The organism is Paenibacillus sp. ATY16 (assembly GCF_003399985.2).
Classification (GTDB): Bacteria; Bacillota; Bacilli; order Paenibacillales; family Paenibacillaceae; genus Pristimantibacillus; species Pristimantibacillus glycanilyticus.
Map to the genome: position 1 here is coordinate 28,098 of NZ_NMOK02000023.1, position 16,813 is coordinate 44,910.

Annotated in this window: 3 protein-coding genes; all 3 read right to left on the minus strand. The window is 53.0% G+C overall.

Features of this window, described 5'->3' with window-relative positions:
- Positions 1 to 14: 14 nt before the first annotated feature.
- Entirely contained in the window at positions 15 to 8,216 is an 8,202-nt protein-coding gene (locus tag CFI03_RS13085; RefSeq protein ID WP_248757551.1) for a Tc toxin subunit A-related protein, read from the minus strand.
- 35 nt (positions 8,217 to 8,251) lie between these two features.
- Positions 8,252 to 15,694 carry a SpvB/TcaC N-terminal domain-containing protein gene (locus tag CFI03_RS13090; RefSeq protein ID WP_248757552.1) on the minus strand — a complete coding sequence of 2,481 codons (7,443 nt, stop codon included), beginning with the start codon at positions 15,692 to 15,694 and terminating at the stop codon, positions 8,252 to 8,254.
- Between the two features lie 173 nt (positions 15,695 to 15,867).
- Positions 15,868 to 16,791, minus strand: a complete 924-nt coding sequence (locus tag CFI03_RS13095; protein WP_248757553.1) for a glycoside hydrolase family protein — start codon at positions 16,789 to 16,791, stop codon at positions 15,868 to 15,870.
- Positions 16,792 to 16,813 lie beyond the last annotated feature (22 nt).

Below are 16,813 nucleotides of genomic sequence, written 5' to 3' on the forward strand. Positions count from 1 at the left end.
ACCCCTTTATTGGTTTAGTTGGTTGTGCTTGTTTTCGCGAATACATTGGATTGATAAGTAATAATGACCGTAAGCCCTGCTAACACATCCGGATTTAATGCTCCATTAAGCAGAAGAGCCGCCGGCGTATTGGATAATTGGAATTGCAGGACGGCATTGAAGCCGGTTCCTGCGATATTGCTTAAATCGCAAGTGCCCGAGTTGTTCGTAACGTGAATCGGCGCCGCTGGATTATCCCCAAGCTTCAAGCTCAAAAACGGCGTATTCGCATCCTTATCGGACACGATTGCTTGATTGGACGTCTGTACCAGAACCGTGGCTGACAATAGGCTTACATTCGATAAATGAGTCAAAATCGTCCGGTCCGTAATTGGGAAGCTGATCTGCTGCACGCCTTGAGCCGCAGGCGGACTAAACAAAGCAAACCATTCGCTTGGGTAAGCTTGCTTCAGGTCGATCATTTTCGCCGGCGTATACGGATAAGGAGCGCTGTCCGCATGCAGTTGCTGCCGTACCTGATTGGCAAAGTCTGTCCCGCCGTCTTTTGCCGTGTATTGAATTTTGACGATTACATCCGATATATTGCCGAAATCGAAACGGTTCGTCTCCGGCGGCAGACTCAGCGTCCACGAGGATACGGCTCCCGTCCCTTCGAACGGCAAATACCGGTCGTCTCTGAAATCGAGAACAAACAGCCCGGAATCATTCATCCCCCTGGTTACGGCAACCTGCTGCGCGAGACGGCTTTGCCTTAATACGTCCGTTCCCGGTAACGGATTAGCCGGATCGAGGAGATATTTGACCCCCGAGATTTTATCGTCCGATTGGACGACAACCGAATTGCGGTTTTGAACCAGTATCGCGTTAAGGTTCTGGTAAGGTCCGACAACAGCCGGAATGGATATCGTGATGGACTTGATCTTACGGCAATAATGACCCGGGAAGTCGAAATCGAACAGCTTCTCGCTGAATTCGAAATCCAGCTTGCCCTGTGTCCCCGTACCGCCCGGCATCCCCCCTTTAAAAGCTATAAATTTAACCGGATCCAAGCTAAGCAAGGAAACCGTCTTTTCCAGCTCCAAATCTCTCGAGTTGTTGAACAGGTATGCCTTCTCCATCTGGTTCAAGGCCAGAAGCAGCCCCTCTCCGGCAAGAAGTCCCCGGTGGAGATTGTCCCAGTAGTCGAACTGCAGGAATTGATCCTGCCGCTCCAGCTCGTACTGGTAAGCCGCTTGCGCAGCCATCGACAAGTCCATTGCCAGCTGATAACACTGGAAATAGGCGGTTGACAGCCGGCTGATCATCCATTGGTACAGCTCTTGGCCGGTAAACTTGCCGCGCAGGAACTGCTCGACTTCATCCTGCTGTTTCATCGATTGCTGATGAATGTCCAGCTCCCGCTGCAGCATGTCCGCGCGGACGTTTGAACCGGCAATTTGCTGATCCAGCTGCTTCACCTCGGAAGCCGCAATGTCCCGCTGCAGCCCCCACTCCTCCCGGCGGCGCACGTACTGTGCTCCGGTGCTGATCAAGCCGGCGGCTTTATCCAATCCGCTTGCCGTTCCGTCCACCATGGCGGCGCCCGCATTTACCGCGTCGCCGAATTGCATGCCGCCATCCGCCAATCCGAATATGTTCGGTGCCAGATAAGCCCCGATCGACAGCCCGTGAATGGCAACGGAGGCCACCTGAAGATTAGCCGAGACCCCTCTTAAGGTTAGATCCGTAATTTCAAGTCCGTTAATATTCTCGTTATAGAGGGAGCTGTAATGATTCTGACGGAACAAGGCATTTGCACGGCTTTCCGTTAAGGACGCAACCGTATCCGCAATCTCCTCCAGCTGCTTTTCCTTAATCATTGTCGTGAGATTAAGAATATTTTTCTCATGCGTGCTCTGCAGGAGCGCCAGACCCTCCGCATCGTTCCTCTCAAGCGCGGCTAGCAGGCTTCCGCCAAATTGCGTTAACGTTCCCGCGATCGATTTGGCTCTATCCAGCAGGAAGGCGAACCGGTAAGGAACTCCTTGATTTACCGGCGTAAGAGCCGAGAGCGGATTCACGCCCGAGCTGACCATGCGGATTAATTGGGCAGGATCAATCGGCGGCTCGAATAAAGCCAGAGATTGCGGTATGCCCTGGATGTTGAGACAATGCCGGATTTTGAACAGCCTGTCCTCCACCCGGTCCCAATACCCGATAAATTGCCGGTTCTCCGGTACGCAGAAATAGGTGTCCAGCGCATTGAACGGAGAATACGCCATTAAAGCGTCGCCTGCAGGCGCCTCCTGCTCCAACGCAATGAAAAATTGCGGAATGTCCTTCTGGTACTGCGCAAGAAGATCGTTAAACGTTTTGGGTTCAGGCTCAGGGAATTTTCCCAGATCCTCCGGTCTTGGCCCCAGCAGATCATAAGCGTACACGTACATCATCGTAGCCGTTACAATCGATTCCCAGGTGTATTGCGCAAAGTAGGAATCGCCCCACTGCAGAAGATTGTCGATATAAGCCATCACCACCGCTTTCTCGTAAGCGCCTATACGAAGGCCGGCGATGGCGTCGGGATCAAACGGATCCATGTTATAGGCTTCAATCTCCTGCGGATTGGTCAATTGATCCTTAAGAGCTTCCAAGCTATGGTTGCGGAAAGGATTGAACTGCCAAAAGCGTGCATTCGGGTTGCTTAATTGGTCATTCAGAAGCCGGTTCCGGACCGAATCGATCTGCTTGTCGTCCAGAAAGGCGAACAGCTGGTTGATCGGCGTTGCTTCCGAGAAATCCCCGCTTACGGCGCCTTCGTCCGTAATAATCTTCTGATCGACCAGAATCTTGTAAATGCGCTGAGAGCTTGTGAGACCAATCGTCGACGTCTGAAAGTCTCCCGGACCGATCCGCAGCGGCTGCAAGGTTGGGTTGAAAATGTACTGATACCACTTCTCGGCATCCTGATAGCTTTGATTGGTCTTGAGCAGATCCGCTATTAAATACGGGGCATGGAAGAACAGCTCCCAATAATAGGTCTTGTAAGCCCCGTCGAAATCAACCTGCGCTCCGTCCGCAGCAGCCGGCGCTATGACAAAATGGCTGTCGAACCGGAATCGCTTGAACAGCAGCTCCGCTTCAACCGGTATTTGCTGCGACTCGAGGCTGAGCAGCGCGTCGATTCCGCCGGTGAAGAGCGCGGAGCTAAGCCGGTGAACGGCTGCTGTCGTCAGGCGGAAAGCCGTAAAATTGTATTTGATGCTTCCAATGCCATCCTTGTTCCGGTCCAGGAAACCGACGGACACCGGGAACGGCCATTGATACAGCGTATCCATGACATGACGGACCTTCAAATTCTCGTTTGGCTGTCCGTCCAGCAGCCCTTCGACGAATTCGTTTAATTCATAGAAATCGATATCGGCCATAATTCTGCCGTTAGGGTCCAAATACCCCGATTTGACGAGCTGCTGGTACACGGATTGGGAGCCGGAAGCTTCAATATCAATCGGCGCCGGCGCGACAAAGGACTGTTCCATGAACATGGGACTGTTCATCAGAATGTTCACGACTGCCGAAGTATTGGCGACGAGCTGCGGCTGCAGATACTCCGTTAAGCTCTGGGCATCCGAGTCATTTTGCAGGACCCCGTCCTCATCCAGGAAACCTCCTTGCGCGAGCAGATTGTAGATCGATTGGGAACCGTCTGCGTTAATGTTGAGATTAGGCGAAATAAAGGACGCCGTCGTAAAAATCGTATCCGGGTTCAGCAACGCTTCGCTGATTGCGGGCACATGCAGCTCCTCATCGATATCCATCAGCAGGAAGGCTTCTTTATCTCCTTTGAACAAAAAGGCCGCCGGATGGTTCTTTACGGTAAGCACTTCGTATTCATTGCCCCGCATATTGCCGGACAGCGATACCGTTCCCATTGCTCCGCTGATCTGCTGCAGCACATAAGACGTTTTCGCCGGGATATCCGCCTGTCCCGACAGATAGCCGGCCACGTCCTTCCCGAGCTGAGCAAAGCTGAAGGAGCCTAGAACGAGACCTCTTTCGTTGATGTAGCCGGATTTGATGAGGCCGTTCCAAACGGCCGTTGACTGTGCGGCATCCATGCCAAGCCTTGCCGAGACAAAAGAAGCTTCATTCAACCGGGATGCCGCAATAACCGGCGAAGGAGTCCGGATGGAATCCGCCGCATAGTTGTCGTAAACGATTTGATTCGTGTCAATCAGATTCAGCCTGCCGGAGCTGCGGTCGATTTCCGGCCGGAAATACGTCTGGCTGATTAACGCCTCTTTCCCCGCTATGATGTACTCGTCCGGGTTTACGATAAAGCCGGGCTGAAGGTCATCGTTCATTACGATAGGACGGAACACGGGCAGGAAGCCGGTGTGCCCGACATTTTTAGCCAGGACGAACTGATGAGTCACTTCGTATAAACGGTCCTCGAATTGCTGCAGCGCGTCTGTAGCGGACTGCGGGGCCGCCGGCATCGCGAATGCGGACAGACCGCCAATATCAATCATGGGGCCCAGGAAAATGACCAGCTTCTCGAATTGGTTGGCCCCGACATTAGGCGTTAGATAGTTATTTCTTTCGATCTTAAGCGGATAGACCTTGTTCCACCAAAGCTGAGAGGCATCGAATTGCGAAGCGTCGAACAGCGTTTTGACTCCATTCAAATTCATAAAGGTGCTGTTGTCCGCCGAAATGACCGTATCCTCCGACAGCGTTTGCGGGGCAACCCAGCTGCCGCTGAAGTTATAGAACGTATACCGGATCGTTGCTCTTACCGATCGCTGCTGGGCCGAGCCGGTGCCGTTATCCCTTACGGACTTCTGCTCTACCCAAAACAGGAAGAGGCGGTTGAATACATATACAGGCGAGACGGTATCCGAATTGATCGAAACCTTGATCTCGTTCCATTCCGACCACACGTTGCCTTCATCCCGCGTCATATAGTAATACTTGTAAGGCTGCGTCTCCGTCCGGGCAAAAAGATACGTCACCTCCGCGTTATTATGCGTCTCATCCGTAACGCGCGTATGATAGGTGTCGACAACCTTCAGCTTGGCAAGCTCGGCGAAGCTGTCGAGGTACCTGCGAAAGGCGGCCTCCACGGTCTCCTTCGTAATATCGCCCTGCTTCAGCGTATTCTGCAAATCGGTGAACAGAGAGGTCCTGTTCTTCCGGTAGGACGGATTAATGTAGTTTTCCGGATATAAGAACACTTGGCGGTTCGCTTCCCAAAGACGGTAGTTGATCATCCAGCTCCACCAGGCCTCAGGAATATCGAAATGAATGACCCCGGGCTCCAATCGCTCCCTGCATCTCTGGAGATACAGCTGAATGGCGTTTAACGCTTCTTTGATATAAGAGATTGTCGCGCAGCCGCTCATTTCCACGTCGATTAACAAATATTCATACAAATTCCGGCTGTTCTTGATCCATCCCAAGTCGTCCTTTTGCGACAGTGCATTCAACGCGGTTGGAATCAATGCCGTCCTCTGCTTCTCCTGAACGGCTCCGTTCACCTGGAGGAACAAGCTGTCCCAATCGTCGCCTCCCAAACGCGCCCTTAACGCCAATAGCAGATTATCCGCCGCTTTCGCGTAGTCCGTCCAATGCGTTGCGGCATCCTGTCCGGAAAGCCTACTTACTTCTGACAGAAGACTAAAGCCGGCGCCGGTTGCATGCAGGATTCCCGTCACCCTCTGAAGCAGATACAAGCGTTCAATACGGGACAACTGTGGGAACAACGCAAACAGGGAAGTCAATTCGGTATCCGCTAGACCGGTCAGCGGGGCAATAGCAGCGGATGCATCACTGTCCGAGGCGGCGCTCAAGTATGCGGCAACCGCTCCGTTCACATCGCCAAAGATCGCTTTCAATTCCTGATAAGCGTAAATGTCAAGTACATTCGAGGCACTGAGCTTTGCCGGGTTAACAATGCCAAATGCGGTGAGGCTGTTCTTGATCACCGCAAGATCATCGTTTGTCAGCCCGAACCTCTTCGCCAGCACAAGCCACTGCGACAACTGCTTTATTGTTGCTTCCGCCGTGGATTGCTGCTTCGGATCGGTGAATACGGCGATCATATCGGTATAGCCGAGCAGTTGAATCAAGCTGCTTATTTGCGCGGTTTGCACATGAAAGAATGCCGCAAGCTGTCCAATCAGCTTTAGTTGCTGATCCTTCAACGCCATGCCGGCATCCTGATCCGAATCCGCGCTTGCGATAAGCTTCGGCAGATTGCCGAGCCAACCGTCCAGCTCCGCGTAACGGTACAGCGGATCGACGTAGTCGGATACGTTCCCGTTCACCACGTAGTCCAGTTCGTAAACGTTAAGTCTCGACCGCTTCAAGCGGTCCGCGTTCTTTCTCAATAACATCCACGCATCCATTGAAGGTACGGGCGTGAAGGAATGAAACAAGGCAAGCAGCATAACAAATTGCGCCATAGGCATTCCGAGCATGCCGGCAAACAAGGAATAACGATAGAGAACCGATAATTGACCTACGGTTAACGCTACCTTAGACTGGTTGCCGAACAGCGCTGTCGCAAGCTGCTCAAGATCGTTTTGTTTCAGCTTTAAGGCCGCGGCAATCCGGGCGGCGAGCTTCGTATTGTCGGCATCCGCGGCACCGATTGTCCAATGCAAAAGGTCATCCCTAAACATCGGATTAAAGGCATAGCTGTCTTTCCCTTCGTCGGCGGGATGATAGAAAGCCGATTCCGGTCCGTTAAAGAGGTTATCGAACAGCGTGTTCGATACCGCAGAATCGCCCTGCCCGTACGTCTTCACATCGAAGATAAGCGCGCCGGCCTGCAGGACGGACAAGTTCCACTGCTCCATCGCCGACTTCAGCTTCGCAAGACCGGCCAATGCTCCGGCGTCCAGCTTCGGAGCTCCGGCGTTGACGCATTGCAGCGCCCAGTCCAGATCCGCATAGCTCCAGCCCAGCTTGCTGCTCAGCCTCAGGAACCGGTGGATCCGGTCCAGAGCGTCATTGGTTAGATAATCGATCTTCAAGGCGGCACCTTGACTGTTGACCTGAAGGGGCTGGGCAAGCCCATAGTTAATGAAGAACGATTTCATTAGCCCGGCTTCAATCTCGGCTGCCGAAAGATCTTGGTTTAACAACGTCTGAAGCTGCACCAGCGTTATGCCGGTTTGCCCGCAGAAGGTCTTTACGTCGGACAGCGTTGCAAGATCGGTTACGCCATAAAAGGCCTTCAGCTGCGTATCGTCCGTTGCAGAGGTCCCAATCAAATGGAATTCCTCCGGAGACAGGCCTAGCGTTTCAGCAGCCGTTCCCTCGTCAGGTGCGCCAAATACCGCAAACAAATCCTGGAGTCTTACGTTCATCCGGTTCAAATATATCCTGATCTGCTCCAAAGGATATTGGAAAGGCAAGTTAAACGGATACACCTGTGCCGCCAGCTTCTGATACAGATCCCCCTCGATTTCCATTGCCGACCTGACGGTCGCCTCGAGGCGCTCGTTAACAACCTGCAGATAAGGCATCGTGGTGTTCGTATTTTCGCAGGTAAGCGCTAGATTGGCCAAATCCGGACGGCGAGCCGCCAACGCCATATTAGCCGGAATAGTCGATTGGTTTGGCACCGTGATGTTCTGATTCACAATACGCATCAACTCGACCAGGTACGCTGCCGGTCCGAAAATGGATTTGCATTCATCGCACTCGCAGTAGTTCAGCGTACCGAAGATCTTCTGATAATCGGGGAGCTCTTCATAATGCTGAACAATAGCGCCCGATATGGAGTTAACCGCGAAATTTCGCGTATACGGCGCAGACAGCTGCGAGACGGAAGCCCATTCATGCATCAACTGCGCTTGAATATGCCTAGCCTTCTCATGAATGGCGGTTGCTTGCGCTTCCCCGTCATCCCCCAGCAGCGGTCCGTAGAAGCTTACAAAATGCTCCGGATTGACCGCTGCAATCTGAATCGCCGAATGCAGAGGAGGATGTCCGTTGTCGCTGCCGGCCAGCAATACGCCGGCCGCCTGCGGATTATCGGTGAGTCGGAGCAGCCTTTGGTAGCCGCCAAGCCTATGCAGCGCCTCCGCATGTTGTTCGCCGGTTCCGTTTAACGCGTCTACCGATGAAGCGTCTGCGAACTGGAAGCTGGTAATGTCGAACTTCGGGTTATTGGCGTAAAATTGCGCCACCGACGGATGAGTATCGCTCAGATACGATCGAATATCCATGTGTAAATATGATCCTCCTTGGTTCCCGAATGGAGTTAATAGCCGAAATGGCTGTTCAAACTCTTGGTCGCTTCCGTCTTCTTCTGCTTCTGGAGCGTATCCGCCCGAAGAATATCGGCTTTGAACTTGGTGGCGTAAACTTGTTTGCCGCTCAAGTCATAGATTTGGTAGAAGAATTCATCCGCAATATGCGTGATTGCGCCGTCAGCCCTAAGCCGCACGTTGGCGCCTACCTTAATGAGCACTTTCTCGCCCGTTGTGCTGACAAAATCTTTAACGGCGAGCTCTATTCCTAGCTGCACGAGGTTCGAGCCTTGGCTTCCCGCCACGAGATTGTTGGAGGCTTCGGGGCCGCCCAGGCAGTGAGCGATCAGATGGCACCAGGCCTCGCCCAAGCCGCCAAGCTTGGTATCATCCCGGTTGGAATACAGACTCGCCGGCAAGTTGTTTGTGCTGTGGAAGGCGCTTGCCTTGCCCATCGTGTCGTTGGTGGAATCGCGGCCGTCCACGTTTAGACTGGATGGGGAAACGATATGCTGTCTCTCGATGTAGTCGCGTTTGCCGAAGAAGAAGCCTCCCTGCACGCCTGCCGGGTCGGCTACCTTTACCGGCAGGGCTTTGCCGGAGCTTGGCGGCACGTCGAATTGATCCAGCTCTACCTGCGCCTTGTCCGCTTCCTTATGGAGCACCTTGCGGACAAAAGACTGCCGTGCCAAAGTAACCCTGAGAGGCCGCCCCCTCAGCTGCGAGATGGTTTGGGCTTTCGTCGCGCTGTCGCCGTTAACAAACTTCGTCAAATCGTTTTTCCGTTGCTGTGCCTTCATCTTGGCGTGGAGCTTCTTCTTGGCGACCGCATTGCCGGATTTTTTCTTCTTCGCCATCCCGTTCAAATCGGCGAAGCGGATTGGGTTGCCGCTGACGAATGCATACATATTCGGATCATCCGACATACCTGCCGGATCCGGGTTCATCCAACGTCCCAGCCAAGGCGGATAATACCTTGCCCCGTAATAATACAAGCCGGTACAGTCATCCCGCTCCCTGCCGCTATAGCGGTACTCCTTCAGCTGCACCTCCAGCTGATTCGATCCGGTGAGGTAAGACGTCCCGCCATAAGGGAAATATTCTTCGTAGCTGATCAAACCGGCGTCCTCGTCTATCTCCATGGTGGAGGAACCGAGATAATCGCTTAATTGATACCGCAATTGCCGTTTGCCAATGGCATCGGTCTCGCGTCCCGGATCGTCCTTGGTCCAAAAGTTTACGATGGCGGCCATTCGCTCATCCTCCATGACCCGGTAGGTGTACCGCTCAAGAATGATGGATTGCACGCCATTCTGAACCCGGGTAATGCGTTTGATTTCCAGACGCCCAACATAGATTTTTTCTTGAATCTCGGTGATGCCGTCGCTGATTTTGCGCTCCAGCACCTTTCGAACCCTGTGTCCGCTGCTTTCGTAGATGAAGTAGGAGCAGTCCGATTGATCCCCTTCTCTCGCGATGACGGTTGCGCTTGCCAGGTTGTTCCTGTAATTCCACTGCAGGGAGCTTAAATGCTCCAGCGCCCGAAGATTGCCGTTATCGTCGTATTGCAGCTGTACCGGAAGCCCTGTCTGCGTGCCTGCGGTCATTTCCTTCAGCCGGTTGGAATCCTCGCTTACCGTCAGCGTTCGCGTCCAAGTGGCGGAAGCTGCGGCATGCCGGGTTTTGACCAGATTGCCCGCTTCGTCGTACGAATAGGCTTCCGTATAATTTTCCAGCTTGTCCGCATCATTCAAGTGCGGCGGTGCGGCGGGCAGCCACATGCTTTGTTTAAAGCCCGTTGCGTGCGTATCCGGCAATATTCCCGGATGCTGACGTCCCGAAGCCTGAATTAACCGGTAAAGGGCGTCATAGGTGTAGTCGCTTAACGGCTCCACGATCTGTTGATTCTGGAATACCGTATCAAAGCTGTCGTCGCGCATCCTCGTTATATTTCCGACAGGGTCCATCGCATAAGAAAGCTTCTGAAGGAGCGTGCTTCTTGCCGCCCCTTTGCCGTCCGCGGCCGACCGGGTTGTTGTTATCCCAAGCAGCCTCCGGGTAGTCTCCTCGTAAACAAAATCCGTTATTGTCCCGTTGCCCCGGATAATCCGCGAATGCTGGCCGTCAGCGTCGTATTGAACGTCCTGAATGAATGGCACTCCGGCTTGCTCCGCGAAGTCAACCGTCACCTTCTGCAGTTGGCCGGCCAAGTTATAAGCGGTCCTGTACACCGTTTGATCGGCGGAGGTTTCGGCGATCTGGCGTCCCAGGCCGTCATAGGAATAAGAAGTGACGAAGGATTCCCCGTTTAGCGCGGGCTCGTCTTCCGCATCCCAATCCGGTTCCGCCGCGTAATCAACAAGCAGGAGCTTTTCGGTAGCCTCTATATGTCCTTGCAGGCTATATAGCTGATAATGCGTGACGCCAGACTGGTCATATAAGGTATACAGCTTGCCAAGAAGATTCCGGTTTTGGGCATCGGCCAAGCTAAGTCCGGCATTATCCCCGTAAACATATTTTTCAACCGTATTAGCCAGCTTCAGATTGGAAGCTGGATCGGACCCGTCCACTCGAATCCGGGCCGTTCTTTGCAGTCCGTCATAAAGGGTAGCGGTGTGAAACCCCCGGCTGTCCCAGGTATGCGCAGGATCGTCAAACATGTTGTTTATCCCAAGGCGCACGCCAGCGTCCCTGCTGTCCGTGCGTAACAGACGATTCTGCATATCATAGGTAAACTGCACATCCTTCAGCGTGGTGCCTTGCGAGATGCCCGAATAATAATGCTTCGCGTTGATCTCGTATTTAACGTTACCTTTGCTGTCATAACCCGTGTACTCCGGCAGACAGCTCTGTCTGAGAAGCACGGCAATCCGATCCGCGAAAGGCTCGTATGCCGGTCCTATCGCAAGCTTGAAGTCCGGGGCGTACGGACGGAACCTTGCCGATGCTCTCCCGCTTCCAGAAGCGGTATCCGTCATCTCCACATACCCTTGTCGAACAAGCTCATTCCATACATCCGATGCGGAAATGCCGCTGCCTTGCACCATAGCAGAAAACAACCCGCTTGACGTTTCGCCCAGATTATCGCGCAGTCTCAGGAAAACGCGTCCCAAGTTATCTTTCACTTGCACAAGCGGCGTGTTACGGAACCGGTAAGCCTTGAGCAGAGCGTCCTTCTCGTCTGCCTGGCTTTGATTCGGCTGGCTTGGGTAACTCTGCATGAACTGCTTGTAATATTCGGAATCCGCAATCGTGTCATTTGAATCGTATTGCGCTTCCTCCCAAGGCGTATATTCCGTTTTCGCATAAAATCCTTTGGGCGAATCCACGCGGTATACACGGGAAAGCGGGTCATAAGAGGTTCTTGTCGGCGGAGGCAATACTGCCTGTGAATCCGCATCCTTCTCATAGACCGGAACGCTGGAATAATAGGGCAAATACTGCTCGACAGGTCTTCCTTTGTTGTCGTAGACCGTGCGGCCGGAGACGAGCCAGCGTTCAGCGTGCGGAGAAGCGCCCGCGGAATCCGCTCTTTTCCTCGTTTCCATAACCCTTCCTAGTCCATCGATATAAGTGACGTTGACGAGAATACGGGTTGTTTGGCCGCCGGATTCCTCCGACACGCTCGTTTCCCGGAAAAGCTCGACGGTACGGTTCGGCCCCTTGCCTTGTCCCCAGGCAAAAAGCTCGTAGTAAGTAAACGACGATGCCTGCTGAAGGTAACGTTCCGGGTAGGCTAGAACATCCTCGAATGAGCCGCCCGCGACGGTCTGGTACGCGTTAAGATCTCCGTCTCCTACCCTCTTGCCGAGCAAAGTCCCGAACAAGGAGGATACCGTGACCATGCCTAACGGATCATAAAGAACCTGAGCCGTATTTCCGTTAACGTCCGTCGTGTATTTCGGCTTGATGACGTTGTAATCCAGAACCATGGACATCGAGGTGGATACCGTTTCACTGACATACTGAGTCGTATTCGTCGGAACCAGACAATAAGGATCGTAGCTGAACTGCGTCCGGTTGAAGAGATTCGTGTTGCCGGCTAGCAGCGTATTCTCGATTTTCCAAGGCAGATAGAAACGGTTATCCGTACTCGACGCGTAGTGCTGGACCAGCCCCCGATTCCACCAATACCCTTCATTCAGAACATAGCCGCAGTCGTCCGTGATTTCTCCGTTTGTCAACCTGGACGCATAGAGGCTGCTGACCTGGTCCGATGCAAGAAGCGCATGCTCGCTATGATGGTGAAGCGCTATTCCCGTCGTTTGACCAAGCGGCAAAGCATCCGTCTGAGCCAAATTCCAATAGTAATGCCGGGTCCAGGAAAGCAGCTCAGCCTGAACCAGGCCTGCTGTTGGAAGCGTACCGTACGGTATGACCGGAGGCAGCGAGTCTTTGAACCGGAATTGCAAATCTGTCACATTGAAATAAAAGGCTGCCGGCTGCCCGATCCCCCACAACGCGTAAGCTTGGCTCTCGCATTCCATGCCAAGCAGACGAAACTCGGCGGTTTCGTTAATATAGGCATTCACTTGAAGCAGCATTTGCAGCTGATGCTGTTCAGGCAGGGACAATTCAGCATTTGACCGGCGAGGATAATAAATTTGAATCTCCTTCGTCACATGTCCGAACTCATCCGCCGCAAGAACCAGATCATGACGCACGCGCGGATCGTGTGGATCCCGCTCATACTCGTAATCTATCGATTCCCTGGCCTGGACGAGCAGCGAGGCAAATATGGCGGATGGCCGCCGTGCTTGGATCAGCTTTACGGTGTAATTACTCTCGTGCACGGTATACGGATGCTCGGAGATTCCTCCCGGTTGATCTAATCCGTACACCTCTTCGCGAAGAGGCATACCTTTCAAGGCAACATAGCATTGGCGCAGCGTCTCTCCATCCGCACCTGTCAGCGCCTCGTCAAGAGCACTGTCCGGCATTGCATAAGCGAATGCGTCCTGTTTATAGTACTGATCGTAATAGCGGCGGGACAAAGCGGCTGCGTTTAGCGAGGAGCCTGTATGGTACCAACGCCTCCAATACACGGGAGCCGCTCCGGTTCCCGCTGAACGTTCCTCGGCGTCCCATTGCTCCACGAAGCCAAAGCCTCTGAATTCTTTTTCCGCCGGATCGTAATACCCCTCATGATAGCCGTACCGGGTAGTGAGCTGATTGCCCGTGCATTCCTCTGTCACGAGAACCCGCTCCACCACATGGACGGGAAACGGAAGTACGGTCTGCCAGCGGCGGCCTGCCTTTTTATCCTCCAGATAAAACTTGACCGAGCTTGCATATTCAATTTCGGTTATGGCGCCTACGCCGTTGTCCGTCCGGTTCAGTAGGTTTGGCTTCTGTCCGCCGGAAAAATCATAGTAATAATGCTTGACCGAATCCGTGCTGACTTTAGTGAAGAGCAGGCAGTCACAACCATTGCCAAGCACGTCCGTAAGCTGAATGCGATCCGTCTCCGCAAACGTTTCGGGCAAGTTGACCGTTACCGGTTTGCTCCACGCATTGCCGCCCAGATTGAAATACAAATCCGCCCGGTCCGGGTACACGTAGACGATATCCGTCAAGCCTGATCCGTTTAGATCTCCAAGAAACAGGCGCGAGGCATTAAATTCGTCTTCAAAGCAAGGGGCTTGCTCCATCCGGATAACCGGCGCGAACTGTCCGTATCCCAGGTTCGGCCAGCATTCTATACTGCCGTTCCGGATCCGGACCCGGTGCGGCAGACCGTCGCCAATAACATCGGCAAACGTTACTACTTCATTCGCGCTGTCCGTTGAGCCAAGCGGAAATGCTGCAGGGTACATTGCGGTAATCGGATTCCCATAGCCTCGTTCATACTTGGAAGGGTAGATTTTGATTTGGCGGTCCTCAAAAACAACCAAGTCCGGAACGCCGTCTCCTTGCATATCCGCCAGCTCTTTCGGATTGGAGCTTTGCAAATACTCCAGCGGGAAGCTTTCGAATGGCCGCAAGCCATTCCAGGATCGCCCGTATTCGGTTTCATAGTAGCCTGCCCAATGCGTATCCGTTACGACCAAATCCATGACGCCATCGCCATCGAGACTGGTTAAAGTAAAGGTCCTCGATTCCGCTGCAGACTCCTCCGTCACGGGAAATGAATCTGCAACCCGCACGCTTCGAAAATTTCCGTTTCCTTCCTGTTCCCAATAGGCAGCCGAAATGGAGCGGACTTGCAGGATACCGGGCAATCCTTCGCCGTATAAGTCGGCAAATTCATAGGAAGTACCGTCCAGATATCCGGGGATGGTATGTCCTCCCTCAATCTGAAGGAGTTGAAATGCTTGGTGTTTCGGTTGAAAAGAAGTGTAAGTAAATTCTAAAGGAGGTGTGGAAAGGGTGATGTAGCTTCCATTCTGTTGTCTCTGACAGCCAATCATCTCGACCGAAGTCAGCCGGTTCAATTGAACCAAGGGATCGAGAGAATAGGAGAATCGCGTGATGCGAACGAGACAAGGATCTGGACCAAGCTCCGCAAAACGGTGAAACATGAGAACCTGACGGCAAAGCCGGTGCGTTCGCACCTCGAATCCGCTTCGGTAGGTAGAGAATGAGTCCACTCGTGTCGGCCAAGATGTCTGGGGGACGTGGGGGTTGCTGCCGGCCTGATTTAGCGACTCTAAGGAGATATCGTATTCTCCGTAATCAAATACAATCTGATAGGCAAATTTCTCTTCCTGTTGTTCATCGAAGTAGTTGCCGTAATCGATGCTGTGCAAATAAACGGCAGCCATACACTGCCTGTTCTGCCCGGACAAAGCGAGCGGAATATTCTCCCCGTTCTCGGGAATATACGAATATTCTCGCTTATTGCCTTTAGCGTCGGCCTCTTGCTCCAGGCACCACTGAAAAATCCGTTCCGGACGCGCCGAATCGGCTATTCGTGCCGTTGCACTCTGGCCGTAAACCGAGCTAACGTTGCTGCCGGATTGCAGCTTCCAAAAAGAAGCTCCGGCGGTCTGCCAGAATTCGATTTTCGCGAAAGAGCCTTCCAGCCGATGAATATAGTCGGTAACGTTCCAAAGGTGATTACCTGCGTTTTCTGTTCGAATCAGCGGATTGCCGGTGTCGGGATCAAGCTTGGGAATAATCTCTTCGCCATCCAGCAAAAACCGGTCCGTACCGTCGTATTTCGGAATTCCGGTATCCGTTCGCCTAGAAATCGATGAGACGGATAAGGAAAAGCCGAGTCCAAATACACCGTTCCCGCTGCCCGAGCTGTATTGAAGCTGGAGCTTCGGTTCAAACTCCCTGCAGGGCGACGAATAGACAGGTATACTCATATGCATGCTGCCCGTGAATAAATCCGGCTCGTAAGTCTCGCCCATTCCTCTGACGGCTCCTCCACCTTTCGGAAGAGTGAGTTCAGATTTAATAAATGACGCGGACCGTTCCTGCTCGTCATTCCATGACTTGCGTTGCATTAATTCCCTCCCATATCGTTCAAATAAAATCTTTGTCACTCCATATAGAGCGTCCATGACTTTTATCGGCATCCGGAAAAAGTTATTGAACCCAGTGTAAGGTTTATGTCAGAATTGTTTTAATCATAAAAAAAAATAACCCGTTCGTGATCAACCGGGTTATTGAAGGTTATTTATTCAGCTATCAAGTTCATCTCAAACTCCTCATCCCGGTCGCATACGAGAATCCCGTCCCACACATCGAGCCGGGCGGCTTGAACGGATGACCGGCGTTGCTCGTATCCTTCTTTTGCGCCCTCTTGCATCCCGTTTCTTCCCGGATGGGTGAAATAAAAGACATACGCCTCGTCCCCGGTGACGACTACATCCGCATGATGGCCGATCCATGCGTCATCCTTACGGACGCCCGGAGTTTCGAGAATCATCCCGTTCCGCTCCCAATTGTCCAGATCATCCGAGCGGTAAACGCCTTGCCCTCTCCATTCGTCGATAATCATCCAGTAGCTGCCCTTGAACCGGAAGACATTAGGTCCTTCATGCCCGCGGTGCGTAAGTACAGGTCTGGCGTTATGCCAATGGTACAAATCCTCGCTGTCTGCCGCATAAGTAGCCGATCCATGCTCTTCATCCTTGTACCACATCCGGAAGCCTCCTCCCGGAAGCTCATGAACGCATACGTCAATCACGCGATCCGAGCTTAGAGAGAGCGGTCCTTCCAGTGTCCAGTCGATCAGGTTTTTGCTCGTATAATGAATAATCCGGCGATCCCCCGTCCACTCCACCTGGATGCCTTGAATATAGCTGACGTACATATGATAAATGCCGTCATGCCAATAGATTTCCGGTGCCCAGAACGTATTGCGCCCCCATTCGAAATCAAGCCCTGGCAGCGTCCCCCGATATACCCAATTCCGTCCGCCATCCGCAGACGTCGCGACTCCGAGATCTGAGCCATGCACCCAGGCCACCCCAGGCCCTTCCGCGGTTGCCCGCCTGCTCGTATAGACCATCCACCATTCTTCTGTTTCCCGGTTATAGATGATCGTAGGATCCGTTGCCCCGTCATAGATCGGATCTCTGAATAAAGGTGCTTTCATAGCCGCTGTTCCTCTCCGTTCC

Bases quoted from the DNA above. Each gene is read 5' to 3' on its own strand.
- CFI03_RS13085 (WP_248757551.1), bottom strand. From the start codon at position 8,216: ATGGATATTCGATCGTATCTGAGCGATACTCATCCGTCGGTGGCGCAA.
- CFI03_RS13090 (WP_248757552.1), bottom strand. From the start codon at position 15,694: ATGCAACGCAAGTCATGGAATGACGAGCAGGAACGGTCCGCGTCATTT.
- CFI03_RS13095 (WP_248757553.1), bottom strand. From the start codon at position 16,791: ATGAAAGCACCTTTATTCAGAGATCCGATCTATGACGGGGCAACGGAT.